Origin of the sequence: Sivoneniella epilithica UHCC 1019 (genome assembly GCF_040830845.1) — a bacterium.
Taxonomy (GTDB): domain Bacteria; phylum Cyanobacteriota; class Cyanobacteriia; order Leptolyngbyales; family Leptolyngbyaceae; genus ULC077BIN1.
Map to the genome: position 1 here is coordinate 3,643 of NZ_JBFPDP010000079.1, position 12,874 is coordinate 16,516.

Annotated in this window: 20 protein-coding genes and 2 pseudogenes; 12 read left to right on the forward strand and 10 right to left on the reverse strand. The window is 48.0% G+C overall.

What is annotated here, in order from left to right; all coding sequences use genetic code 11:
• The 6 genes from AB3R30_RS25520 to AB3R30_RS25545 all read left to right on the forward strand — a co-directional run.
• Positions 1–357 (forward strand): hypothetical protein (locus AB3R30_RS25520; protein WP_458652026.1); only part of this gene is annotated, 357 nt, incomplete at its 5' end.
• A 49-nt stretch (positions 358–406) separates the two neighbouring features.
• Entirely contained in the window at positions 407–589 is a 183-nt protein-coding gene (locus AB3R30_RS25525; protein ID WP_458652027.1) for a hypothetical protein, read from the forward strand.
• Positions 590–603: 14 nt separating this feature from the next.
• On the forward strand, positions 604–765 hold the full coding sequence (locus tag AB3R30_RS25530; RefSeq protein WP_458652028.1) for a hypothetical protein: 162 nt from the start codon (positions 604–606) through the stop codon (positions 763–765).
• An 80-nt stretch (positions 766–845) separates the two neighbouring features.
• The gene (locus tag AB3R30_RS25535) at positions 846–1,268 is read left to right on the forward strand and encodes a hypothetical protein (protein WP_458652029.1); all 423 of its coding nucleotides are present in this window, start codon (positions 846–848) and stop codon (positions 1,266–1,268) included.
• 1 nt (position 1,269) lies between these two features.
• Complete coding sequence (locus tag AB3R30_RS25540; protein WP_458652030.1) at positions 1,270–1,902, forward strand: hypothetical protein; 633 nt, start codon at positions 1,270–1,272, stop codon at positions 1,900–1,902.
• Positions 1,902–3,632, forward strand: coding sequence for a hypothetical protein (locus tag AB3R30_RS25545; protein WP_458652031.1), 1,731 nt, complete (start codon positions 1,902–1,904; stop codon positions 3,630–3,632). The genes AB3R30_RS25540 and AB3R30_RS25545 overlap by 1 nt, the downstream gene beginning before the upstream one ends.
• Positions 3,633–3,811: 179 nt before the next feature.
• Here AB3R30_RS25545 and AB3R30_RS25550 read toward each other — a convergent pair whose 3' ends face one another.
• The gene (locus AB3R30_RS25550; protein WP_458652032.1) at positions 3,812–4,012 is read right to left on the reverse strand and encodes a helix-turn-helix domain-containing protein; all 201 of its coding nucleotides are present in this window, start codon (positions 4,010–4,012) and stop codon (positions 3,812–3,814) included.
• A 214-nt stretch (positions 4,013–4,226) separates the two neighbouring features.
• Here AB3R30_RS25550 and AB3R30_RS25555 point away from each other — a divergent pair, with 214 nt between their 5' ends.
• The 4 genes from AB3R30_RS25555 to AB3R30_RS25570 all read left to right on the forward strand — a co-directional run bounded on the left by AB3R30_RS25555 (position 4,227) and on the right by AB3R30_RS25570 (position 5,361).
• Complete coding sequence (locus AB3R30_RS25555) at positions 4,227–4,460, forward strand: hypothetical protein (RefSeq protein ID WP_458652033.1); 234 nt, start codon at positions 4,227–4,229, stop codon at positions 4,458–4,460.
• Positions 4,461–4,546: 86 nt separating this feature from the next.
• Positions 4,547–4,876 (forward strand): hypothetical protein, encoded by a 330-nt coding sequence (locus AB3R30_RS25560; RefSeq protein ID WP_458652034.1) that lies wholly within the window; start codon positions 4,547–4,549, stop codon positions 4,874–4,876.
• Between the two features lie 40 nt (positions 4,877–4,916).
• On the forward strand, positions 4,917–5,138 hold the full coding sequence (locus AB3R30_RS25565) for a hypothetical protein (protein WP_458652035.1): 222 nt from the start codon (positions 4,917–4,919) through the stop codon (positions 5,136–5,138).
• Positions 5,139–5,142: 4 nt separating this feature from the next.
• Positions 5,143–5,361: a hypothetical protein gene (locus tag AB3R30_RS25570; RefSeq protein ID WP_458652036.1), complete on the forward strand. Its 219-nt coding sequence runs from the start codon at positions 5,143–5,145 to the stop codon at positions 5,359–5,361.
• A gap of 261 nt (positions 5,362–5,622) precedes the next feature.
• Here the strand turns inward: AB3R30_RS25570 and AB3R30_RS25575 are convergent, their stop codons facing one another.
• From AB3R30_RS25575 to AB3R30_RS25590, 4 genes and pseudogenes are all read right to left on the reverse strand, one after another.
• Positions 5,623–5,940 carry a hypothetical protein gene (locus tag AB3R30_RS25575; RefSeq protein ID WP_458652037.1) on the reverse strand — a complete coding sequence of 106 codons (318 nt, stop codon included), beginning with the start codon at positions 5,938–5,940 and terminating at the stop codon, positions 5,623–5,625.
• A gap of 240 nt (positions 5,941–6,180) precedes the next feature.
• On the reverse strand, positions 6,181–6,465 hold the full coding sequence (locus AB3R30_RS25580) for a hypothetical protein (protein WP_458652038.1): 285 nt from the start codon (positions 6,463–6,465) through the stop codon (positions 6,181–6,183).
• A 35-nt stretch (positions 6,466–6,500) separates the two neighbouring features.
• Positions 6,501–7,046 (reverse strand): annotated as a pseudogene (locus AB3R30_RS25585) (tyrosine-type recombinase/integrase); the annotation flags it as partial.
• A 30-nt stretch (positions 7,047–7,076) separates the two neighbouring features.
• Positions 7,077–7,349, reverse strand: a pseudogene (locus AB3R30_RS25590) (site-specific integrase); the annotation flags it as partial.
• A gap of 99 nt (positions 7,350–7,448) precedes the next feature.
• Here AB3R30_RS25590 and AB3R30_RS25595 point away from each other — a divergent pair.
• Both AB3R30_RS25595 and AB3R30_RS25600 read left to right on the forward strand, forming a co-directional pair.
• Entirely contained in the window at positions 7,449–8,042 is a 594-nt protein-coding gene (locus AB3R30_RS25595; protein WP_458652039.1) for a nucleotide-binding protein, read from the forward strand.
• The gene (locus tag AB3R30_RS25600; protein ID WP_458652040.1) at positions 8,039–8,326 is read left to right on the forward strand and encodes a hypothetical protein; all 288 of its coding nucleotides are present in this window, start codon (positions 8,039–8,041) and stop codon (positions 8,324–8,326) included. Before AB3R30_RS25595 ends, AB3R30_RS25600 begins: the two co-directional genes overlap by 4 nt.
• A 95-nt stretch (positions 8,327–8,421) precedes the next feature.
• On the opposite strand, the gene AB3R30_RS25605 is transcribed toward AB3R30_RS25600, so the two are convergent.
• The 5 genes from AB3R30_RS25605 to AB3R30_RS25625 form a co-directional block, all read right to left on the reverse strand.
• Complete coding sequence (locus tag AB3R30_RS25605; protein ID WP_458652041.1) at positions 8,422–9,183, reverse strand: hypothetical protein; 762 nt, start codon at positions 9,181–9,183, stop codon at positions 8,422–8,424.
• 14 nt (positions 9,184–9,197) lie between these two features.
• Positions 9,198–9,389: a hypothetical protein gene (locus tag AB3R30_RS25610; RefSeq protein WP_458652042.1), complete on the reverse strand. Its 192-nt coding sequence runs from the start codon at positions 9,387–9,389 to the stop codon at positions 9,198–9,200.
• A gap of 90 nt (positions 9,390–9,479) precedes the next feature.
• Positions 9,480–10,079: a hypothetical protein gene (locus tag AB3R30_RS25615; protein ID WP_458652043.1), complete on the reverse strand. Its 600-nt coding sequence runs from the start codon at positions 10,077–10,079 to the stop codon at positions 9,480–9,482.
• Positions 10,080–10,428: 349 nt separating this feature from the next.
• A complete protein-coding gene (locus tag AB3R30_RS25620) occupies positions 10,429–10,647 on the reverse strand; it encodes a hypothetical protein (RefSeq protein ID WP_458652044.1) in 219 nt (72 codons plus the stop codon).
• A 320-nt stretch (positions 10,648–10,967) separates the two neighbouring features.
• Positions 10,968–12,874 (reverse strand): hypothetical protein (locus tag AB3R30_RS25625; RefSeq protein WP_458652045.1); only part of this gene is annotated, 1,907 nt, incomplete at its 5' end.

Genomic DNA, 12,874 nt, shown 5'->3' on the forward strand with positions numbered 1-12,874 from the left:
CAATCCCTCGATAAGATTGCCAGCCGGACGCAACAGCAGTTAGCAGGGATTCAACAATCCCTCGATAAGATTGCCAGCCGGACGCAACAGCAGTTAGCAGGGATTCAACAATCCCTCGATAAGATTGCCAGCGATCGCACCAACGCCATAGAGCAAGTCAGCGACACCCTCGCTTACCTTTACAGCCCTGCTACCTTTCAAGCCGAAGTAATGGCACTGACCGCCCAAAAATTGGGACTCACTCAGGCAGAACCCCACACCATTACCCTCGATGACGATTGCTTTTCACGGTTTGCCGATTCGGTAGAGTATCCCGCGATCGCCGCCTCATCTGCCCTCGGTTGCTTGCCAATGTAAATTTTTCTGCATGATTCACCGACTTACCACACAGAAAAAAGGAAAACCCATGACCGATCCGCGTGTTGAAATTGCCGAATCGCTATTTGAATGCCGTGCTGAAATCCGTTACGTCCTAGCCCATCAACTCACCAGCAAAGTTCTAACCGTTTCTCAAAGAGAACAACTGGAAATCCTGGTTGAACAAATGGAAGGGGTTGGAAGTGCCCTTGATGCTTTAGTTGCAGTCTAGGAGCGATCGCCCACATGAAACGCCCAAAGATAAAGCCGCCTAAGCCAGCACCGCCGCCCTGTGATGGGCAATTACCACTGTTTGATCGAATGACGATTGTAATTATTGAAACCGACAGTGACCCCGACTACGAACGAGCCAAGCAGATATTTTCTGAATTACTCAAAGAAATGTGACGAGAGAGCGATCGCAGCCCTGAGAAAGTAGCGATCGCCCTTCACTGTGACCAGCAAAGACCACCTATTCATTCTGAACCATGAACACCATAGACCAGCAAGACAAAATCATCTATGGAGTATTGGGCTTATCCTTCTTAGCCCTACTCCTATTCAAATCAGGCGATTTAATCCAAGACATCAACGCCCAATCCCTCGTTAGCCGCAATGCCAGCGTCGCCGCCAAAGATAGCCGCATCGCAGAAAAGCGCTTTGGCAACTGCAATACGGGCTTTGTGCTAGCCGACGGCACACCCAACCTAATCGAAGGAGAAACTGCGCTCGACATTCGCAGCCGCACACCTTTAGGCAAGGGAAGCATCTTGTGTGATGAAACGGGGGCAACCGCGATCGTAGACAGGCAGGGCACTATTTCTGATATTCGTGTGTCTGCCACCGTGCGAAAAGCCTACCAGCAGCAAGCATTCCGCAATGAAAACCAGAAGGCAAAGGGAGATAACTAAAGTGCTAAAGCTTCTTAAAGTTCTTTTGATCATTGCCGGGGGCTTTCTGATTTTTGCCAACATTGAGCCATATATTGCCGTTACCCGCATGATTTTTGGCGGCAGTAGTGGGATTGATGTGTGTGGCGAATTGCGCCCCATCCCCTTTATTGGCGGCTTCCTCCAAGGGGGATGCGGATTCTTAGGAGCCATCATCTATTCCCTGGCTGGCTTCATTGTCTGGGCAATCTTTCAAATTGTGGAGTTACTGCCCATCGCCAATTCCTTCAACGTGCCATTCCTTTCTGGTGTGTTGGCAAGGATGCAAAAAGCGCCCCAAGTGGAAGAACAATGGAGCGATCGCGATTCTGTACGCCGCATCAAACAGAAACATAACAGCGTTGTGGAGCGCTCACTAGGTGCATTGCTTACCTTCAGTTGGGTCATGTACTTACTTGATTTAGGGCTAATGAGTTGGCTTTATTCCCCACTGAGCGAAACGGGTGAACTGAATGTAATGGCACTGGTGAGGGTGCTTTTAGGGGTGTTTGGCGTAGAAGTCGTGATCCTCGGACTGAACTTAATCAGCAACATCATTGATCCAACACGCATCAATTACCAGCAAGCCCAACAGAAGTCAACGAGGGAATATTAATGAGCGCTCTAGCAACTCGTGAAGCACCCGCGCTGACTGAATATAAGGCACAAGGCTTAGGGCACATTCTCAAATTAAGCGCGATTGTCACAGCCGGTACGGTTTTGATTTCTGTTGGAGGAAGTATCTTGTTTGCCGCTCCGTTGGCACTAGCAACCATCTATCAAATGTTTAGGTCTACCGGAAAAGTGAAAGATGCTGATTGGTGCCATAGCCGTGATGAAATCTGGCATTACAAACTTTCGCACAAGCACAAGAGCATTGCCGATTCCTACTCTGATTGGTGCAAAGAATGGGGTAAGGGCACGATCAACAGCCTGATAGAGCCGATGATCGGCAACTGTGAACTGTGCAATTTCATTAAGGATAAGAAGCATCCATACCACGGGCTACGGGGCGTTCTCACCTTTGATGATGGCGAATCGGTGCCCCTCACGCCTGCTGATTATGTGGCGTTCAGGTTATGGGAGCGACAGGAAGCACTGAGCCGAAAGGACGCTATCGAAGCTGAAGTACTGCCAACGGACCAAAAGCTACTACCTGAATCGGTGGATGAACTGGCTGACACTTTTGGAGAATCGCAGCCAGTAGCAGCAGCGCCCAATGCTTTGGAATTCCTGCGATCGCTAACATCAGCCCCCCTGCAACCTGTCATCATCGCGGGATTGCCGGGTAGTGGGAAAGGGGTCATGGCTGCCCTAGCGCTCAGTTTGGGGGTGAAAGAGCGGGGCTTAAGATATTGGATCTGCAACCCCAAAAATAAACTAACTGAGGCTGGATATTGGGCACGATGCGAAAAGCACTATCTAAAAGATAGATTGCAAAATGATGAGAATTTATTCTCTGATTTGATGGCAACATTGGAGGAATTTGCATCGGAAGGGAGCCGCCGAAACAATCAGCCGGGTAATCACGAGCCGTTCATTCTGCTACTCGAAGAGATTACTGCACTGATTGGGCTGTTCACTCCCAAGCAAAAGCAAATTTTTAAAAGCAAACTGACCGCCGTTGCTTCCCTGCTCCGAGGCTGCAATATGGCAATTTGGATGAGCGGTCAATCCGTCACCTTGGAGGATTTAGGTTTCAGCGGCAAAAGCAACAGAGCGATGTTCACGGCGATCGCAGCAGTCGGACCTGACCGCGCCGGGTCAAAAAGCATCTGTGATCTTTTATCCATTCCTTTTGATGAGCCAACCTTACCAGCGGGTAGATGCTGGCTGACTGGAAATGCTATTTATGCTGCCCTGACCGCCCCTTGCGCGATTCCCCAATATGCCACCTGGCAAGATGTGCCCAATCTAATTGATTTGCGCCCTAGCGCTGCAATGCCGCAAGCAACTAGCCACACGTCGGCTGATATAGATAATTTGCTCGCTTCCCCGGCTCTCACGCCAAAGAAGATTGAGCAGATTGCTAATGCCTACGGGTTGCCGCTGCCCAAAATGGCTGAGGAATCTACCGCGATCGCTGAGGTTCTGCCAACTGAGATCGCCCCCATTGAAGCCCTACTAATCGAATATGCAGACGATCCAAAAACAGCAGCTTTTCTCAAGTGGATTGCTTCTAAACCAGCGGGTGAAATTATCACGAGAGAGCAGATACAGAGTAGCTACTGGGCAAAGCAAAACGGACGCGATAAAGCAACACTCGATCGCGTTTTGATTGAGGCTATGAGCGCTCATCTCCTAATAGAAATTGATGGGGAGAGCTATCAAAAAAAGGACATTTAGGATGTCCTGAGAACTTAAAAAAATGGCTAAGGACACCGATAGGACATGTCCTTTTGTCCTAAAAGGATGTCCTTTTGTCCTAAACCTCCTAAATGTCCTTAGATGTCCTAAAACAAAACCTCACTCTACAAAAGGGTGAGGTTGCTAGTAGGAAATATGAGTGATGGATTGAGCGATCGCTACTCCTCAATCCACTCTAAAAGCTCACTTGGTTGAACACGATAAGTTGAGCAGATTTTATCCATCACTTCCCTACCTGGATATTGCTGAGGTTTGTTGACCAAATCGTAAGCGGTCTTATTAGCAATCCCTGTTTCTTGACGAAATTGGTAAACCGTAATCCCTCGGCTTTCAATAAATTCTTTAATTTTGTTCTTCATTGGCATTCTCTCAACTTTGCCCCATTCTAATGCTATATAACTAGCTATAGCTAATAGATTAGCTATGCGTATCACAAAGGGCAATATAGATAAGCAATTATCATTACTATTTACTTGTATATAGCTAGCCAATTAGCTATATTAGAAATGTCAAAGGGATAGCGAAACGACTCGCAATCAGAACCACTATCCCCACCTACAAGAGGCAATTCACATGTTAACAGCCGTTGCTCAAACTTCAACACTCCCAGTTCTTTCAGATTCATTTGTTCATCTGGTCACCTTAGTTAATCACCAAACCGCAGACGAACAGAGCTTTGAAGTTGAGACTACCAGCGATCGCCTTGCTGATGTCATGCGAGAAATCGCCCATCAAAAATTCATGCGTGGCTTAGGCGGCTATGAATATTTTGAAGCGTTGCCGACTCGATACCCGCTTCCGTTCTAACTAACACCCAGCGAGGGGAGCCGCAAAGCTCCCCACCTTCCCATCACTTCATCGGGAATCACACCACACTTTAGGAGACCGTAAAAATGACATACATTACCCTTCAAGATTTACTCAGTATTGCCGCGATCGCACCGTTGATGATTGCCGCTGCTCTGTTTGTTTCGCACCTAGTCAACTGTGGGCAGCGCGCCCAAACACCGCAGCCGGCGACGGATGATTTAACAGACCTGCTCACCATTCCAGCATCACCCCCGCCGATTGTGCCGGACGATCTCACGTTGCCAGCGCTGGCAAAGCTCTACTCGGTGCCTGGTTCAAGCAAGTGGAGCAACAGCCGCAAGCTCAGGAAGGCTGAAAGAGAAGCGGTGTTAAGTGCGATTTGTGAACCGATTTCTACGGCGATCGCTGCCTAAAAATTTGTAATGTCTAGCTTTTATCATCCATCTAAAAACCATGAACTCAAACCACCTAGATTGTTTACTCAATAGCCTTGCCGCCGCTCCCCCCGGCATTCCCGCCCCAAAGCTCCATCTTTTCCAAGAAACACCCCGTGGCAAAATCCTTGGCATCATCTGGGATGAAGAAGCCCAAGCATGGTGCTACAGCCGCGATGGTGACGATCTAGATGTCCGCTCCGAAGGCTTCTTTCTCAAAGGATTAGAAGAAAAACACTAAAACTATGAACCCAAAATTCTTAGATTGGTTTCTCAGCAGCAGCGCTGCCACTCCCGCCAATGTTCCTGCCCCAAAATTGCATCTATTCCAACAAACACCAGTCGGTAAAATCGTGGGTATCATCTGGGATGAAGAAACTCAGAAATGGCTCTACGGTCGTGATGACGGATTTAACGTTAGCTCAGAAGACTTCTATCTTGAAGCATTGGAAAAAGAACAATAACGGCTCCTACAGAGAATCGCTGTTCATCTTTCCCCTTAGTAAACCTTAAACAAACGGATGTACCACATGAAATTCATTCTAGAACTGCTCTCCACCCTCCTAAACCTGATCGGTGCCCACCTCCAGATCGAAGCTCTCTTAGACTGGGAACAACGATTTCTCTACGTCAAATTCAGCCTTTAAGCCCAAAATATCCATGCTGTGACTGATGGGAGTTTTGTACAAAACTCCCATGACACAAATCAAGCCGCGATCGCACCCCTATTTGAGCTTTGCTTGCACCTGGCTGATCTGCTTTTCCAGTTTCGTCAGTTTCTTTCCACGGGCGATCGCGGCTTCAAAATGAGGAATATCTTTCACAGAGACATACTGGCTCTTACTCCCATTGGCTAGAGCCTTGCCTTTGCCACAACGCAGTCGCGCATATTTATAAGTTTCTTGGCTTTGCTTTGAAGCAGTTCCACCCGCCGCCGCTCTTTCCAGCCGCACCCCTTGCAGGCATTCACCCGATTCTCTGATCTCTGTTGCTTTGGTCAAGAGAGCGTTCAATTTTGCGGTGAGTACATCAACTCGGTTCACAGCTATTCATGTCACTTTCTGTATAACTCAATCATAGCAGAGTTTTTAGAAATTTTTTGGCAAAAGTAACATGAATAGCTGATAAGGATTTAAAACTGCTGGAACCGAGCGATCGCCTAGGTTCCACAGTCGAGGATCGGAATGAAACCTATTCATGTCACTTTTAGAAGTTAAATGCAAAAAGTGACATGAATAGCTGATGGAACCCAGCAAAGCGCGATCGCCACTCTATTCATAAACCTAAGCAGGATAGGGGAAATCAGAATCACACGAGGGCTTAAACCCTTCTGCATCCATTAGAGCTTTAGTGACTGTAACTCTGATGTAATAACCCTCCCTGCCCGGAAAATAAGCTTCTTTGACAATCTTCACATGCCCATCGAAAGCAGGATGAAGCTTAATAAACCTATGCCATGAAGAAAGCACGTGTGCAAGTTGCAACGGTGTAGGGTAATGGATGACTTGAACCTTATACAAACCTTGTTTGATATTTTTGTCTTCAGAAATCCAATACTCAGCATTCATCCCAAATACCTTCCTGATCCATCGCCTGGTCTAGCGTGAAGGTATCGCCCGGTTGTAGCTGGGTTGCTGTGTCCTAAGCTTGCTTGAACCACATGCAACGGCGCGCCTCGATCCATTGCATGTGAAGCGTGGGAATGTCTAAGCCAGTGTGGAGAAACGTTGCCTTCAATCCCGGCTCGTTTAGCAGAAGCTCTGACAATGCGAAAGACTTGCGACGGGTCAAGATGTCCCCCTTTACCGCTCTCAAACACTGGTTCATCGCTTGCGGCATTCTCGCGCAACTCCATCAGAGATCGCCATACCTTCTCACTCACCAAAACGATCCGAGTCTTGCCACCTTTACCAAACACGATCGCTTGACCGTCCTGTTCACCACGGGGTTGTAAATCTTTCCACTTGAGAGAGGCTATCTCTGATACTCGCAAGCCCGTATAGTAAAGCGTTCGCAAAATTAACCCGTTACGCTGGTCAGTCTCCAGGGCAAACATTTTGAAAACCTGCTCTTCAGTCAAAATCCGTCGCGCTAAATCGTTTGCCACTTTCTCGGAGCCAAGCACTAGCCCTACATTAGTTGTCAACATTCGGACCTTCTCACATCCAAATGTTAACAGCGATCGCAAGGCGTGGATCTTGCGGTTAATGGTGCGAGGTGCCAAACCACGAGATACAAGATTTTCTTGGTATTCTTGCGCTGCCATATAGGTCACTTCATTCAATGAGCAGTCTTCCACAAAGGTCAAGAACTCGCGAATGTCTTGCCCATACACTCGCTTCGTATGCTGGCTTTTATTGTGATGCAGCCACAAGCTAATTAGTTGAGCATTGAATTCAGATTGAGTGATTGCGCTCAATTTTGCTTCAGATTTCCGGCTTAAAGATTGCATGATAAGGTAGCTTTTCTTGCATTATCATCTTAAGTGTAATAGACATTTCAGTGTCTAGATGTCCAGACGTTTGAACATTCACAACAACTAAACATTTAGATGATCATCACCATTGCCAGCTTTAAGGGTGGGGTAGGCAAGTCCACAACTGCCCTCCACCTCGCGGCTTATTTCCAAAACAAAGAACCAACGCTTTTAGTCGATGGTGACTTAAACCGCTCTGCTTTGCAGTGGGCTAGCGCTGGCAATTTGCCTTTTAAGGTTGTGGATGAGAAAGCAGCAGTCAAACACGCCAAAAACTATAACCACATCATTGTGGACACCCCCGCTAGACCTGATCCAACTGAGCTTAAAACGATAGCCGAAGGATGCGACCTGTTAATACTGCCAACGTCTCCTGATGCCCTGGCAATGGGCGCAACTTTGCAAATGGTGGAAGCGCTGCAAGGTCTGGAAACCGATTACAGACTGTTGCTTACCCTAATTCCTCCATCGCCTAGCAAAGTTGGAGAAGAGGCAAGAACAGCCATTAAGAATGCAGGCTTACCGATTTTCAAGGCTGGCATTAGACGGTTTGCTGTGTTTCAACGCGCTGCTTTAGAAGGAGTGCCAGTTAATCAGGTTAAAGGGGATAGCCGCGCTGGAATTGCATGGCGATGCTATCAAGATGTAGGACGGGAGATACTGCCATGAGTCAGAGAGAAAGCCGATTTGATGGGCTATTTGGAGCGGCAAAAGCAGCTAAATCAACTGACAATCAAGATAAAGATGTCCAGACATCTAAACATTCACACGCTGAAACATTCAAAATTTCAGACGCTCCACTTTCCAAAAGTAAAGACCCTGACTATCAACGAACCACCGTTTATCTGCCAAAAGCCTTACATCGAAAGCTCAGAGCCACTGCGATCGCGGATGACAGGGAAATGAGCGATGTCATTAAAGAACTGGTTCAACAGTGGCTAGAGTCAAAATAAAACATCTAGATGTTTAGATGCTTGAATATTGAAAGTTCCATCATGCCTAGCAGCCGCTTACCTGGCTGCTTTTTAATGCAAAGCTACTGGTGTTGCTACCGCATCAATGCTCCAAAAGTGGCGATTCTAGGAACTGAGCCGCCCCACCGAGCAACCTCCACCCCCCGATCTGCCACATAGCGATCGCGGTTGGCTCCAATATCTGCAATTCTCACCCCAGTCCGGTTGTTGTCATAGACCGCATTGAGTTGACGGAAACTGGTTAGATCCGCAATTTTCGCACTCGTTTTATTGGAATCCATCAACCCCTGCAATTGGCGTGATGTGGTTAGATCCGCAATCCTCTGTTGGCGATCGCCCAAGTATTTCTGGGTGCCTGCCGTAATTCCTGCCATGCCAAGGGAAGTACGGTTGGAATCTAGCCCTAAATCGTAATTTCGTTGGATGCCCATCCGCTGGGTTGTTTGACCAGCGTCAAACATGCCGCGTTGTGCGCCCAATTGTCGGTTTTGCATCCGCTCATACAACCCTGGTTCCTTTTGCCAAGGCAATGACCAGCCCGGTGAACCATACAGGGAATTAAATTGATCGGGGTTCATAGGCATCCCCATACCGCCCATCATGCCACCGGGCATTGCTCCGGCTGCGGTTGGAGGCTTAGGCGCTCCAAATGGCAACCCTGCCGCCATCGCAGCCGCTCCGAGCGCCGGAACAACCGTGGTATATTCAAGCGCCTTTCCTCCGATAAATTGAACCGGACCTGGTAGGGTCTTCCACGCAGCAGATGCAGCACCGAATGCACCGGGCGCGGCTCTTAACGCTTGACTTCCAAATTTTAATGCAGCACCTATAACCATTGCGATCGCCTGTACTACTGATCTTTCTCCTTATTTTGCTCTGTTTCGTTGGTTTTGTCTGCATTTTCATCTTTGTAAGTCAAACACATTGTCGCCAATCCTGCGCCCCATAAGCTGAAGTAAATCTGGGGAGGAAGGACGGCGTACATCGTGAAAGCGAATAGAGCAGCAATGCCAGAGAGAACAAGATTAGTGATCGGGTGCATGGGTGTCCAAACTGTGGGTGAATGCAATCAATCTAGCCCTGCTATGGGCGATCGTCAGTCGTGCCTACCGCCCGATTAGGGTAGGTTGCCTCATACTTCTTCCTCTAATTTTGCTAGAGCCGCATCCACGATACTCTTCACCGTCTCCGCATTGGGAGTATCGCGGGTCAAATTCACTGCGATTTCAGCTAGCCGATATCCCCCGGCAAGCTCCAACCCCCGGCGATCGCCCAATTGCTTATTAGCCGCCAACATTTGGGCAGATTGCCGCTGTTCTCGGAGGAGATCTACCAGGTTGGAAAGCAGGGAGGGGGAGAGTTTATCAATTCCCCTCAATTTGTTTTCTTCAGCCTTGTCTTGTTCGTCTTGGTCTTCCAGTTTTTTCATGATCCGGCTGGTCAGTTGCACCACGCAGGCAAGCGACGCAGCATGAGCATCTGCTGGGTTTAAGCCCCGATATCCGGATATCAGCCTATTCGTCTGTTGTATTTCCAACCCAATTCGGTATTCTCGGTTATGCCAAGCTAAAACCGAATGATAAGATACCTCGCAACCCAAGCTGTTGAGCCAGCGATGAATCGCCGTAACGTTGGCATGGTTAGCGCCTAGTTCTCTTAACTGATCGTGCTGTTCTGGGGATAATGCAGCGATCGCCACATCTGCTTTAGTTTGCGGTGTTTTTCTCGTCATTTTGCTTGCTTAATTAGGGGAGTTTAGAGGAGTTTAAAGGGGTAAGCCAGTTCAAGCTATTATGCCCTCTTACAGTAAATCTGTACTATGACTGTAACTTAGCCTTTGCCCAGAATTTTGAACTCGATTTGGGGTCAGCGATCGGGCACTACTATCGATGGGCGATCGCATTACGAAGCCAGCCGAAACAAAAAAAGAAGCGTGGTGTTAGTAAGGTCTACTGCCAATAGCCATCAACGATCGCGTATAGGAATAGGCTATGCAGGGGCACCCCCTCACCACCCTGTTGAGGTGTCAGTCGCTTTACGAATCTGCATGGTTAAGGATTGGAGTAGGTCAGGGGCATCTATCACCTGGTTTTGGTTTTGTACAAAACTAGCCAATCGAGTGAATAACGACGGGTATTCAACATTGGCAACTCTTCAATAGTTTGATGATTCAGTTGCATCTCACCCATTGCCGAATCGTCTCGCACATCTTTCACTGTCCAGATTGCCATCAATTCATTCGCAGAGAGATCGCAGCCGTCTCGCGTGAGAACAACTAGATTACCGGGACGAATAGGCATAGCTTTATAAGCTTCACTTGAACCCTACTTGAACCCTCAGAAATTCGCGATCGCATGTGTGATCCTTTCTGGGTATTGATTCTTCTATATTACGAAGTCCTCACACACAGCGAAGAATAGGACTGCTGACTTTCATAAAGCACTCCGAAAAATGCTCAAACTGATCTACTTTTAGAGTTCGGTAAAAGGGGTTCTGCCTGCATCAAAATCGTTGCCACCAAAAACGTGTGTGAGGCAGTTTAGAAGGGGCTCACACACGTTTTTTCACACAGCAAAGCCGCCCATCATTGAGCCGCTTTTAGTAAATTGCCAAGTCAAAGTTACGCTGCCATCGGTGGGGGCTGTTGCCGCTCTAGCCATTGCCGCCGCTGTTCTCGCTCGTGAGTTAGACGATCGCTAATTGCCTTGATAATCCACTCAAAATGTTCTTGGAATAGCTTGTTTCCCGATTCAGCCATAATCAGCCAGCCAACGAACCATACGCTTTCTGATAGGCTAAACCGTGGGTTGCCATGCCGATCTTTGCCATTAGGGTGAAGCTGTTCCGATTGCTGCCTAATGGTTTTACCCTCAGATTGATGTCCAAAGAAGGTCATGCAGCGTTTCACAATGGCGAAAAATTCTGTCTGAGTTTCAACGAACGGAAATAATTTGGTCAGTCTGGGCGATCGCTGGAATTCTGCCCACAGTTCTCCAATGCGAGTCGAAGTTGCTCTGAAAACAGTTTTGTGGGCGATCGCACTTTCCTCTTTCTTAACGGCTGCTAATTCCCCTAAGTCCAATTCCTGGAATAATGTACAGAACTGCAACTCCTTATAGTGTTGACTGGTATAGCTCGTGAAGCGCCGTTTTACCTGGTCTTGTAGGGCTTCTAAATCGTCAGCAGCATTTTCGCCAGTGGCACTTACCCAACGCTTAAGCTTTTCGATGCGCGGGCTGGATGCCACAATCGCAAACTCCACCGCCCATTCTTTAGATTCTTCGTTAGCCGATGACCAAAGCTCTAGGAGCGGGTTCCAGATTTTGGGATAGCGATCGTGCTGTTCTGCTAGGGCAATATCCCACACTTGGGCATCAGTGCTAGGGGCTTTCTGTTGGCTGATTAGCTGTTGCCCATTGGCAAGATTGGCACTCAGCTTGAAAACAGCCTCTTCCTGTTTGATGACTTTGGAATCTGCTCTATAGGTGGAGCGGTCGCATTCAACCTCAACCGTTTCCACTGAGCCAAAGAAATGCAACAGCAATTGCTGTAGATATTCGGAGTGAAATGATTTCTCAATTTCCTGAGTGATGCTCTGCCATAGCCCCCAGCCGCGAGTTTTAGCGCTGCTTTCAATTTCCAGATCGGTGAATGATTGCTGTAATTTTTCGCCCATCTTCAAGACTTTGGGGCTATCGAGCGATGACACAAGGCAGTTTGGATCGAGCGATCGCCGGGGGGCTGATACTGCCCATTGATCACACTGGCGACAGCGCCCGATCATTTGCAAGAAATCGAGTGGGCTGATTACGCCGCTGTAAAGGGCTAATCCTCTATCGAAGTAGGTTTGCACGTCCAGACCACTTTGAGCCGTAGGACTATAGATCAGCACTTGAGCTTCTGTTTCTGCCAAGATGCCATCTGGGTCTTTCAATAAGCGCTGATTGTTTTCTACGGTTTCGCTAGTACACAGCAGGACTTTCACGCCTAACCGCCGTAGGAACCGAGCGCAGATTTTAGCATCCCGTCTAGAGTCGCAGGAGATCGCAATCCGATAATTTTGGTTTACCCATTGCCGCAATAAACCGTAGGCAATGCCATCGTGTGACATGCTGATTTTGCCGTCTTTGGTGCGAGTTTCGAGCCACTGAATTAGCTTGGGTGATTGGCTGAAGGCTTGATCGTAGATTGCCCTCGCGCCTGGGCGATAGCGAGAAATGATTCGGGCATCCACATCACCTAGGAAGGCATCAATGGCGATCAATGTGTGGCTCTCAGATAGCAACCGCTCAAACTCTGGCATGATTTCAGTTTTGCTCAAAACTTCGCGCCGAATGCCGGAAAATTCGTCTATCACCAAAATGGTATTTTTCCAATCACAGTGCTTTACTGCATAATCTTTCAGCGAATCAGGGCACATAATGTAAATGCCGGGGTGCCCATCCCTCAGCATTTCACGGTATAAACCGGGGTTGTCTTGAAAGTGATAGACCGCTTCAAAACCTAACTTATGCAGCCGCTCTGCTG